The organism is Fundidesulfovibrio putealis DSM 16056, assembly GCF_000429325.1.
GTDB lineage: Bacteria > Desulfobacterota > Desulfovibrionia > Desulfovibrionales > Desulfovibrionaceae > Fundidesulfovibrio > Fundidesulfovibrio putealis.
Map to the genome: position 1 here is coordinate 1 of NZ_AUBQ01000025.1, position 11,469 is coordinate 11,469.

The 11,469-nt window shown below is 54.4% G+C and carries 11 protein-coding genes; 2 read left to right on the top strand and 9 right to left on the bottom strand.

Features of this window, described 5'->3' with window-relative positions; genetic code table 11:
• Positions 1-182 precede the first annotated feature (182 nt).
• Positions 183-1,178, top strand: a complete 996-nt coding sequence (locus G453_RS0116605) for an integrase (protein WP_027191950.1) — start codon at positions 183-185, stop codon at positions 1,176-1,178.
• Between the two features lie 54 nt (positions 1,179-1,232).
• Here G453_RS0116605 and G453_RS0116610 read toward each other — a convergent pair whose 3' ends face one another.
• From G453_RS0116610 to G453_RS0116640, 9 genes are all read right to left on the bottom strand, one after another.
• Positions 1,233-3,572, bottom strand: coding sequence for a heavy metal translocating P-type ATPase (locus G453_RS0116610; protein ID WP_205620080.1), 2,340 nt, complete (start codon positions 3,570-3,572; stop codon positions 1,233-1,235).
• 62 nt (positions 3,573-3,634) lie between these two features.
• On the bottom strand, positions 3,635-4,612 hold the full coding sequence (locus G453_RS27420) for a cation diffusion facilitator family transporter (protein ID WP_084502461.1): 978 nt from the start codon (positions 4,610-4,612) through the stop codon (positions 3,635-3,637).
• A 23-nt stretch (positions 4,613-4,635) separates the two neighbouring features.
• Entirely contained in the window at positions 4,636-4,929 is a 294-nt protein-coding gene (locus G453_RS27425; protein ID WP_084502463.1) for a TFIIB-type zinc ribbon-containing protein, read from the bottom strand.
• A gap of 38 nt (positions 4,930-4,967) precedes the next feature.
• Positions 4,968-5,369 (bottom strand): flagellar basal body rod protein FlgB, encoded by a 402-nt coding sequence (flgB, locus tag G453_RS0116615; protein ID WP_027191952.1) that lies wholly within the window; start codon positions 5,367-5,369, stop codon positions 4,968-4,970.
• A gap of 76 nt (positions 5,370-5,445) precedes the next feature.
• Positions 5,446-6,045 (bottom strand): hypothetical protein, encoded by a 600-nt coding sequence (locus tag G453_RS28145; protein WP_156920988.1) that lies wholly within the window; start codon positions 6,043-6,045, stop codon positions 5,446-5,448.
• A 32-nt stretch (positions 6,046-6,077) separates the two neighbouring features.
• Complete coding sequence (locus G453_RS28150; RefSeq protein WP_156920989.1) at positions 6,078-6,584, bottom strand: hypothetical protein; 507 nt, start codon at positions 6,582-6,584, stop codon at positions 6,078-6,080.
• A 362-nt stretch (positions 6,585-6,946) separates the two neighbouring features.
• Positions 6,947-8,530, bottom strand: a complete 1,584-nt coding sequence (locus tag G453_RS28895; RefSeq protein ID WP_235731790.1) for a relaxase/mobilization nuclease domain-containing protein — start codon at positions 8,528-8,530, stop codon at positions 6,947-6,949.
• 19 nt (positions 8,531-8,549) lie between these two features.
• The gene (locus G453_RS27435) at positions 8,550-8,903 is read right to left on the bottom strand and encodes a plasmid mobilization protein (RefSeq protein WP_235731791.1); all 354 of its coding nucleotides are present in this window, start codon (positions 8,901-8,903) and stop codon (positions 8,550-8,552) included.
• Positions 8,904-9,098: 195 nt separating this feature from the next.
• Positions 9,099-10,346 (bottom strand): DUF3987 domain-containing protein, encoded by a 1,248-nt coding sequence (locus tag G453_RS0116640; RefSeq protein WP_235731792.1) that lies wholly within the window; start codon positions 10,344-10,346, stop codon positions 9,099-9,101.
• A 200-nt stretch (positions 10,347-10,546) separates the two neighbouring features.
• Here G453_RS0116640 and G453_RS28155 point away from each other — a divergent pair, with 200 nt between their 5' ends.
• Positions 10,547-10,810, top strand: a complete 264-nt coding sequence (locus G453_RS28155; RefSeq protein ID WP_156920990.1) for a hypothetical protein — start codon at positions 10,547-10,549, stop codon at positions 10,808-10,810.
• The last annotated feature ends 659 nt before the right edge of the window (positions 10,811-11,469 follow it).

Genomic DNA, 11,469 nt, shown 5'->3' on the forward strand with positions numbered 1-11,469 from the left:
ACTTAAAATCCCTTGATCCGAAAGGGTCGTGCCGGTTCGAGTCCGGCCTCGGGCACCATGATTTCAATATGTTAGACATGAAACAGGCCGATTTCCCAAGGCGGAAAATCGGCCTGTTTGACTTTTTGCTCCAATTTTGCTCCACCTGTTGCCGAGAAGAGTGGAGCAAAACGGAGCGAGACATGGCGACACTGCGCAAACGCGGCCCCTTCCAGTGGGAGGCCAGAATCCGCAAAAGAGGCTACCCCACCACCTGCAAGACCTTCGACACCAAGGCTGAGGCGGAAGCCTGGGCCAAGGACGTCGAGACCAACATGAACAGAAGCCTCTTTGTATCCGCCAAGGAGGCCGAGCAATACACGCTGAGCGAGTGCCTCGATCGCTACATCGAAGAGTACGTCCCGCGCCTGAAAAATCCCAAGCGGGAGATTGACCGCGCCCGATTCATCCAAAGGAGGCCCCTCGCCCACCGGATCATGGCCACCATCCGGGCCAAAGACATTGCCGACTTCCGGCGGGAGCGGGAAGCTGAGGGCGTAAGCGGCAACACCATCCGTCTGGATTTCGCCGTGCTCTCCAAGCTCTTCAACTATGCCCGCTCGGACTGGGGCATGGAAAGCCTGCAAAACCCTGTGTCATTGGCCGCCAAGCCCAGGCCCGGCAAGGGCCGCGATCGACGCCTTGAGGAGGGCGAAGAGGAGCGCTTGCAGGAGGCCGCGTCGCCGCGATTCAGGCCGGTCATCCAATTCGCGCTGGAAACAGCCATGCGTCGGAAGGAGATCGCGGTGCTTGAATGGAAATACGTCAGCCTGGGAGGCCGCCATGTGGTCTTGCCGGAAACGAAGAACAACGAACCCCGCACGGTCCCGCTCGGCCCCACCGCGCTGGCCATCCTTCGCGAGCAACCGCGAAGCATCGATCAGAGGTCGGTGTTCGGCCTCACCGAGCAACAGATCACGACGGCCATGAGGATTGCTTGCAGAAAGGCCAAGCTCGAAGACCTCCGTTTCCATGACCTGCGTCACGAGGCCACCAGCCGTTTCTTCGAGCACACTGACCTGGACGTCATGGAGATCAAGGCCATCACCGGACACAAGACGCTTCAGATGCTGGCGCGGTACACGCACCTAAGGACGGCGCGGTTGGCTGACAGGTTGGCTGGGATGAAGAGAGGATAAATACGGGGAGACCTTGTACATCCCCCGGCTACAGACCATATTGATTGGGTTGCGTCAGGCGGTATCCGCGAGGCTATGGTAGGTCTCCTCCTCCTGGGCAAAGTGCAGCCTCAGGATCGCGTCGAGACCATAAAGAACACGCTGGAATTCAAGTATCAAGCGAGCATCGGGGCCTTCTGGCGGCAAGTCCTTTATCATGCGATGGAACAAAGTCGACAGTCGGATGATTTCTCGGTGCGCTCGGCTCATCATCGCCATTGGGTCTTCGCCACCGATTATATGGGCGACTGCTGGATAGACCTTTGCCTCGTCCTGTCGTTCATGTGGCAGCAAGCGTTCACGTAAGAGTGCGTCGAGCTCGACCAGGTCGGTGCGAATTTTGGCGATAGCGGCCGTCGAGAGGCTGTCGGCTGAGGTACGAATTCGGTCAATGAGAGATGCCAACTCCACATGTTCGGTCCTGAGGCGATTCGCTTCATTGATCTCAAGCACGCCTTGGCCTCTACGCAGAGGTGGTATTCTCAACACCCTAAGAGCGTTCACAATCACTGTTACATCGATAGCCTCCTGGAAGAGAGCGCCAGCAATTGGGGGCAGGAACCCAAGCGCAGCGACGAGCATGCCTATCATTGATAATCCCATGCCCGCCAGGACACTTTGCACTGCAATCGCCCGAGTGCGCTTGGCGAAGTGCAATGCTTCGGCGACCCGGTCCAGTCGGTCGATCAAGAGCACGATACCGGCGGCCTCAGATGAGGCGGCCGCACCACGCGCTCCCATGGCAACCCCGACATCGGCCACTGCAAGGGCTGGAGCGTCATTCACTCCATCTCCGACCATGATCGTCGGACCATATTTCAACGAACGCTTTATCGCTTCCAATTTGCCAGCAGGCGTTTGCTCAGCCAGGACTTCATCCACCCCCAGGATTTCGCCGATTGGTTCTGCTACCTCACGACAGTCGCCGGTGAGCATGACGATCCGTTCAATCCCGGCCTTGCGCAGAAGGCGAAGTGCCCGCGCCGACTCGGGCCTGATTTCATCTGCTAAGAGCATGGCTCCGGCTATCTTGCCGTTGATGCCCACGAAGACTCCTGTGGCACCTTCGTAACCCATGCGCTTGATGAAGTGAGGGGTCCATGCAGCCATCTGAACTCTTTCACGAACGTATGCGTGGCTGCCAACAACAACCAGGTTGCCGTTAACCATGCCTGTGATGCCGGAACCGGGTTTCTCATCGACTTCAGAGGGCAGGGTCAACTCCAAGTCGCGCGCTCGCGCGTGACTGACTACCGCGTCCGCCAGCACATGCTGTGATGTCTGATCCAGCGAGGCTGCCAAGCGGAGAATTTCGTCTGCGGAAAAGTTAGGTCCGCATTCGATGGAAATGAGACGGGCCTGCCCCTGAGTAAGCGTACCTGTCTTATCGAAAAAGAGCATTCGCGCCTGGGCAAATCTTTCCAGAATACCGCCACCTTTGATCAAAACACCTCGCGTGGCACAACGCGACATCCCCGAGACAACAGCGACGGGCACTGCCAGGATGAGAGGGCAAGGGGTGGCGACGACAAGAACCGCGAGTGCCCGTATGGGGTCCTCGGACAGCAACCAGGCGACAGCTGCGACTACGATCGACATCGGGACGAAAAGCAAAGCGTAACGGTCGGCTAGGCGAGAGGCAGGGGCCTTGGCCCGCTGGGCCGCTTCGACGAGGCGCACAATCCCAGAAAACGTGCTCTCTTCGGCCGAGGTTGCGGCGACCAGGTCGAATGGCCCAGCCGCATTTATGCAGCCGCTCTGCACGGAGTGACCCGGCTCGCGACGGATGGGCAATGGTTCGCCGGTTAGAGCTGCTTCATCAAGCACAGCCGTCCCGGCGGCCACAATCCCGTCGACCGGCACGACCTCCCCGGGACGGACAAGAAGACGGTCACCCACACGCACTTCTGAGATGGGGACCTGAACCAGATTTGTTGTGTCGTACTTGGTGGCCGTTCTAGGGGCTCGGCTCAACAACGCTGACATTTCCCGTCGAGCCCGAGTCTCCGCATAACCTTCAAGGGCTTGCCCACTGGCGAACATCAAGGCGATTACTGCCGCAGCAAGGTGTTGGCCAAGGATCAGCGCACCTCCGATGGATAGAAATGCTATGATGTCCAGCCCTGCGTCACGCCGTAACAGGCGAGTGACCATGCCAACAAGGAGGCTCACAAGGACAGGGGCCGAGCCTGCCGTCCACGCCAATTTGGCCCAATCCGTTCGCCCAAGCTGATAGGCCAGCAATCCACCGGCGCACGCCGCAGCAGCAAGTACAAGGATCGCCAGATTTGCAGTAAGTTTCCTGTCCAAGGACAGATCCTCTTCAGTTGCTCGAGGAGTGTGCCAGATGATCACTGTACAAACAACAGCTCTGTTTCCCCAATAATTCCCATTGACAAAGAATTAATAGAGCACGGTTATTTGTTAAAGTCTGAGCAAAGAACTTGCTCATCCCATGGGTTTTGGGGCGTTTTCGCACCTACCTCTTTGCACTTTTCATAGTAACACATTGAACAAAAATCGTAATCGCACATGTCAGTCCGGATCATTACCTCTGCGACCCCATCATACTTCCTTCCAAAAAGAGATTCGAGGTCAGCAACCACACTGTGAGCTTCCTCAAATGAGAGTTGCTTCGGCAGAACAAGATGAAAATCAATATGAATAAATCTCCCTGCGCGCCAAGCACGGAGCTTATGTACTGAAATCCATTCAGAACGTCTGTTACTATTTAAAAGAGTGCAAATTTCTTTGACCAACGTGTGGTCAGCCTCATTCATAAGACCTTTAACTGATTCCCTGGCAAGTCCATACCCCGTCCAAAGGATATTAATCGCAACGATGCAAGCGATCAGCCCGTCCATCCAAAGCCAATTCGTGAGCAATACTACGGCGAGGCCAATCAAAACGCCAGCAGTGGTGTAGACATCAGTGAGAACATGTTTCCCGTCGGCTACGAGGGTAATCGAATTAGTTGATCGCCCTTGCCTTATTAAAAACAACCCCAGTGCTAAATTCATCGCTGATGCTACCACGGAAACTAAAAGACCATAATCAAGGCGAGTGAGTTCTTCTGGCTCTAAAATCTTTGGAAAGGCAGTATACAAGATACAGCCCGCTGCGATTATTATCAAAACTCCTTCAAGTAATGCGGAAAAATATTCAACTTTTCCATGCCCGTAGGGATGATTCGCGTCTGGTGGAGTTTTCGCCAGATGGATACTCCACATGGCAAATGCGCTGGCTATGACATTGATTATGGATTCCAAGGCATCAGAAAGCAATGCCGCAGAATTCGTTGCATAGTACGCAACGAATTTAAACAGTAAAATAATCACGCCCGCGGCAAAAGAAATTCTAATCGCCCGCTGTTGCGACCTTCCAATTTCAAGCATTGACAAAATCCTATCAAAAATGTTTAAAAGTCGAGGATGTCTCCAAGCCACGACTTTTTCTTTCCGTGTTTTCCATGCTTATCATGATGATCATGGTCATCGTGCTTTGAAAAATATTTTTCATGTGGTGATCCGTTGTGGTTTTGTACTTGAACATCATGAGCGGGGCGAGACGAATTCACCTGCGTGGAACGCTCGATTATTTTGTCGAGCTCCCCTCTGTCGAGCCATACGCCCCTGCACTGTGGACAGTAGTCTATTTCAACACCACAGCGATCGGCCATAACCAACGTCACATTGCAATGCGGGCAGTTCACAAAGCCTCCTAACTTGTTAATTGTTGAGTGCGTTTGTACTATTTAGAGAACTCTTCCAGATACTTAAATTTTCCCGCAAAATCTTTCTGAATCAAGGTCATCATGGCACTAAATTGCAGTGCGTTGCTTGCCATCTCAGTCATCTCTTTGTCTAGATCGACAGAATCTTGACCGTGAACCATTTTGGGTTTGAACTCAGTTTCAATTTCGCCTTTAACCCCAGTGTATTTTTGACTTCCCATGTGATCTGGATCAGTTGTAGTAAGAGGGCTTCCCTTAGCGTGGTATGCGGCTTGGAGCTGACTTTCAAAATCTAGCGATTTATGCCGGTATGCTTGATTGTTAACATTGGCAATGTTTGACGAAATTATGTTTTGCTGCTGTAGACGAAGGTCTGCCACTTTTTGTAACAGTATGTTTCCGCCAGTGAATATATGCATACGCACCTCCGGAACATAAAATGCAAACGTCGTGCCAATCTGGCGACTGCCTACACACAGTCGACAACTCCTAAACTTAATCTACAGCCACATGACCAACAAAAAGCGTTGCTATTATGATTGCAGCACTTATTGAACTCATGTGAATACTTTTTGCAAATGGAACCAGCAATCCTTTTGACAACTTGAACTTAACAATCACGCCCAAAACACAGAGCAGCATTAGAAGCACAGCTCCGACTTCAGGGATGACTGACTTTTCACATCTTAGCGCGAACCAATGCCACAGTACAATGCCGACGCCAACCAAATTTAGATAGTAATGCAAGGGAAGAAAGAGTTTCTTTTGGTAGACGTCTGCTTTTACAAGATTATTATTAAAATTAACGTTCTTGGGCGAAATTCGAAGAAATAATCTCCGAAGAATGCTAAATGCTACGGTTGCGTTGGCCACAGAAAATACAATCGCCGCCACAACACCAGCTTCTTCACCACCTCTTTCCCTGTCCTCTGCGGCCTCATCATCATTTTTCCCATGGTCAGCTTCATGATAGCCATCCTTCTTATTTTTATGTCCATCATGATCGCGGTGATCATCCGCAAGGCAGATCGAACCTGCTGCCAACATCCCAAGCAGAACAATCAGGATAGTCGGAAGTAATCTGGCTGCAAACATTGCAATCACCCCCTCAAGCGATCAAGCGTCGTCTATTTGACGAGCAAATCGTATACCTTTTTAGTTTTCACCGCAGAATCTTCTCCTGCAAGCTTACCAATCCACTCAAAAGCAAAAGCCATTACAGCATCTCGGAGCAGCACCAATATCTCTTGGGCTTCGTAGGCAAACAATCCAATTCGACTTGTAAATCCTTTAATAGAGTCACCTTCTTTTAGGTCAATGCCGGTAGACCAGACATTGTAAACAATTATCTGATCATCCGAAACATAGCAGACTGTGTTCTTCTCAATTGTCCCTGAATGACCACCATCTATGCATATCGAAACATTTTTGGAATTCGAGCTTTGATCCTTCAACGGATCTACTTGACCTATCTTTGTCGATCCGAAATATATGGCAGCTGGGACTTTTTTTACGGTTTCTTGAAATTCAATAACATAATGTTTGCATGACGATTCCTCGGCAGCTTCTGCTTCAGGCGAGTAAATACACGTGCTGACGATAACTTGTAAAATACAAATGAGAATAAGTTTCACATTCTACTCCGAATTATTCTTGATGTCTTAGTTTACTACGTTCATTTTCTCTACTCATTATTTGAAAATCTGCAATCAAAATTTTCATTTTGCATTTGATAATCAAGCTCATCAATTTCAAGATCGATAACTCTTATCATTTTCCCTTTGCTCCAGCTCTCGTGACACTAGATGTTGAGAACAGCTGGATTCGGCGAGGTGAACGGAGACACAACTCCTGAAAATTTGTTACATTGAGCGAAAGTTTACAAGGATCTGGGATCATAGAAAACATGCTGTCTCAGTCATTCCGGCTGTCGTTAGCATTTCCCCCCATGATTTACCTACATGGAATGAAGCCGAAGAGAAGTGGTGCGGTGTCTTTATTGGTCCAATTCGTTAGAGTGCGAATGTTTTACCTTTTCTGCCTGTCGCTCAAGATGCAATTCAATCGTGCCAGCAAGGGCTCCAAATTCTCGTGTATAGCGCTCAAGCGCTGCAAGTACTGCGCTGATTCGTGTTGTTGGGCGTTCAGGTGGGCGACCTGGTGCTGGAGCTGATGTAAGATATCCACATGCTTTGCCATGGTCTGCTGTTGACCAGTCAAGATCGTTCCTTGGCTTTCCTGCGCTTGGCGTAGTTCCTGCTCCAACGTGACCAGGGTGTCCGTGAGAAGGCGTTCGATTTCTGTCATAGCTTACTCCAGCTTCACGGCTTGCTGTTTGCCAACGGTCCATCCCGTTTTGGGGGTCGTCTTCGGCGGCAGAATGATGAACCGCCCTTCCTGATTCTCCAGGAGCTTCAAGCCCCAAGTACGTTCGCTCAATTGTGCGGCGGTCGCTTCCAAGGCCGTTTTGTCTGCCCGTAGGTCCTGAATCTCGTTCTGCAAGGCCGTGGCCTTGCTCTGGAGCATTGCCAGCAGGCCCCAGCCGCCCAGGACGGTTCCCATTAGAAGGGCCAAGCCCAGGAGCAGGGCTTGCAGCCACTTCCTGCCGAAGGTCCTGCTCAAGGTCTGGCAGCGTGAGTCTATGTTCGCCTCCAATCGTCCAAGCGCGTCCTGGATAGCGGCCTCGGTTGTACTGAGCGCGGCGGTCGATGATCGCCGCAAGCTCTCGCTCAAGGCGTCGAACTGTCGCTGGGTCAGGGCTTCGAGTTGCTGCCGGTCCTGTTCGGCCTTGAACCTCATGCGCTCCGCCAGGGATGCCAGCGAGTTGCCAGTGTTCGGCATAGATACCTCCCTTGAGGCGGAGCTTCTCGCCGCTCACGGGGTCTTTGACGGTGATGTAATCCTTGCCAGCCCTGTTGATTTCCAGGTCCGCCTCTTTCAAGACCGTGAGGACGTCAGCGCGATTCACGACTTGGCCCTCCTCGATCTTCATGACCAGGTAGGCGTGGATGGCGTCCTTGGCTTCCACGCGTTCGTCCTTGCCGGGTGTTTTGCCCCAGCGGATCAGGCGAGCCGTGCGCAAGTCCGCGTGTTCTGGCGTGTGCAGGCGGGCGCGGGCCGGATCTTCCGGTCTGGCCCAGCCTTCCCGATTATTGTGCAGGTCGCGGAACACATCGAAATGCTTTTGCCAGCCAGGCGGGCAGGGGTTGAACGCCTTGCCGCTAGACAGCTCCACGCGCGGGATGACGAAGTGCAGCTCATGGTGTCGCGCATGACGATGCCGTACCCAGAGCACGTTCCGTTGGTCCGGCTCCAGTCCGGCAAAGGCCACGGCCTCGAAGTCGTCCATGACGCGCTTTTCCTGCTCGGGCGTCACGCTTTCGTCCGGGTGCCAGGACAACACCCCCGCCGTGAACTTCCACTTGGTGTCCAGGGAATCGATCAGCTCCCGCGTCAGATCCGGATCACCGCGCAGCACCTCGGGCGGATGCTTGTCCCGGTCCGGGTAGTCCGGGCGCACAAGATAGTGCGTCGGGCCATCGCCCCCACCCTGGCCGTGCGGGAAGACTTTCATGTACATGGCGTCTCCGAAGAGGGTTTTACTCCAAAGGGAGAGAAGAGGCTTGCCGACCATTGCCTCCCGCGCCTGAGGAGCACTTAAGCGCCCTTTCGATGCTGAGGAGGGCGGCCAGCACCCGGAGTGCCTCTGCCCGGCTTTTGTACGTATTGACCCACCGGGCCAGCTGATTCAGGTTGGCTCCGATCCGGGCAAGCTGGCGAATGTGCTCTTTCTCCAGCGGCGTCTGGCGAAGGCGGTAGTCCAAGGCTCGCTGGCGCATGAAGTCCGTCACGGTCTGTCCTTGGGCTTTCGCCTTGGCCGTGATTGCATCCTTCTCGGTGGGTGCGACGCGCAGCTTGATCCAGGCCGTGCGGCTCTCTGATTTCTCTTTCATGGCGTCAACTGCATTCCGGCATTTCGCCTCTGGCAGGGTTCGAAGGGCGGCACGCCCTCGCCAGCCCCGGCAGGGGGCACCGCGTCAGCGTGTGCCCACAACGGGTAGGCTGGCTCTCCGCGATACCGCCGATGAGCCCGGGCACGCCTGGAAAACTCCACCCGGGCGAAAAAAGCGAAAAAAGCGCAAAAAGCCTCATGCGTCGCCCACACTTATTTCGCTTTTTTCGCTTAATTCGCGCAGGGTGATGATGATCCGTGGGCGGCCTCCGTTCTTCAGCTTCGTGATACTGATGCGCTGTTGAGCCTCCAGTTGTTGCAGAAGCGGCTGGAGACGTTCACGGGACACGTGCCTGCTCAAGACCGCGCTGAGTTCGGTCGCTGAGAGGGGGCCGCCCCTCAGGGCATCCAGGACCTTCTCCTCCAACGGGTCGATCGCTCGTTCGCCGAAGATGTACAGGGCGGATTCCTGGGCGTAGCGCCACATGGCGAGGGCTGCCCGCAGGTGAGCGTCCCCCACCTGCCCCTGACCGTCCAACAGGGCGTAGACGAGCGCCAGGCGGAGCGTTTGAGCCTCGGCGCGGTTGATGATGCTCCCGGCCAAGCCCATGTGCTCCTGGGAGAGTTCAGGGTAAATCAGTTCCCAGAGCTCCAGGGCCTTGCCGGTCATGGTCATGGTGCCGCACTTCTGAGCCAGGCCCACGAGACGCCAGAGTTCGCGCTGCAAGGGTGCAAGCTCCTGGCCCGGCATCCGGGACGGCAAGGCCACCAGCTTGGAGCGCCGGGCGCATATCCAGAGGAACCGGTTACCGAAGCCGTTCACGGCCTGCACCTCGCCCAGGCATACGGCAAGCTCCTGCATGGTGATGTGGGTGATGATGCTGATGTGCGCTCCCCGCACCACCACGGGATTGTTCTTGGTAAGCGGCGCATAGTCGCCGGAATCCCAGAAACAACGGATGCCCATGGACAGCGTGTTGCCCTCGCGTTTGGTGCAGGCCAGGCCACTGGCGAACTCCTCGTCAATGATGATGAGCCGCTTGTCGCCCGCCTCCCGGAGGGGCTCGGTTGAGTTCTGCCGCTGCCGCTGCTCGCGTTCATCCTCGTTTTCGTCGCGCACATGGTTGGCAAGCCCTTCGCCTGTGGAAAGTGGACCGCCGCTTTCTCGGGCGGGGGAGGGCACTCCCCATGTTTTCAGGTCGGCAGGCTGGCAGTGCTCCCGTCCGAACAGCTTGGTGACTGGATGGCGGGACGTGCCCTTGCGCGCCTTGCTGGAATTGCCGCAGATCACGGCGAAGAGGCGCGGAGGGTGGATGGTCTCGCCCACGTAGATGTGAGGACCCTGGTTGGTCGTGTGGCCGTACACCTCCGCGCCAAAGCGCACCAATGTGGTGATGCACACCGCCGCCGGATCGGCTTCGCTGTCGCTTGTCGCCAACCGCACGAATTCCCCCAGAATGCCCGGGCAAGCGTCAAACGAGAACCGAGGCCATTCCTTGAGGTTGAGGCCGACCGATTCATCCGGGGTTGTTTCCTGATTCGAACAAGGAAGCGAGCGCACAGCGGACCTGCTGCTCATTTCCCGCCCCTGGCCCTCTGTTCCGTTTTTGTCGGCCTGCCGCGACGCCTGACAGGGGGCACAGAGTGACCTCTTTCGACGTTCGCTTTGATGTCGGCCTGCTCGGCCTTGGCATCGATCCACGCATCAACGGCTTCCACCATCCAAGCCAGGCGGCGGCCCAACTTCATCGGGGGTGGAACCGCGTCATACTGCTTTCGGGCGAGATGCCCATGGACCGCCGCGATACTTTTGCCCAGGATGGTGGACAGCTCTTCGATGTTGTAAAAACGTTGGGTGACCATGGATACTCCTCATTTGTTGTGAAGCGAATGAATGAGGAGGCATAAACGCACGTCGTTGAATTTTGTCAAGTTGCGGAAATAATTTCCGATCCAACATGTTCTAGTATAATTCAACATGGACCAACATGGTTCAACATTTTCCAATATTATCCAATATGATCCTGCTCGTAGCACTATGTTCCAATACAACTTTCTGTCGACACGTTGCATCGCATTGAATTGCCTGAGTGTTTAACAACACGGCACTAGGCTCGAAAAATGTGAGAAATATTGGTCGGCGAGGGTGGCATTGAGTCCGACAGCTTTGCTTGCCAGGCTCTTCTGCCCGGGGGTAGGGAGGGGGTTCAGGAAGCCGGTCTCGGGGATGCGGATGCTATCGCCCAGGGAGTTCATCCGCTTGTCAGCAGCAGCGGGGTATCCGGTTTATCGGGGGCAACTCCAGTGGAAGCATTGGAGGGAGGCGCGTCTCGGCCGGTAAATCAACCCATGGCGGACGGTCAGAAAGAGGCGTCTTTTTTGCTCCAAATTTGCTCCACTCGGACTGAAAAACCGTGATTTTTCGTGAAAACTCATGAACACTCAACCATCTGATAATACTCGATTGTTCATGGTAAGCCATGGATAAGATTGAACGATTTCAGCAACTTAAAATCCCTTGATCCGAAAGGGTCGTGCCGGTTCGAGTCCGGCCTCGGGCACCATGA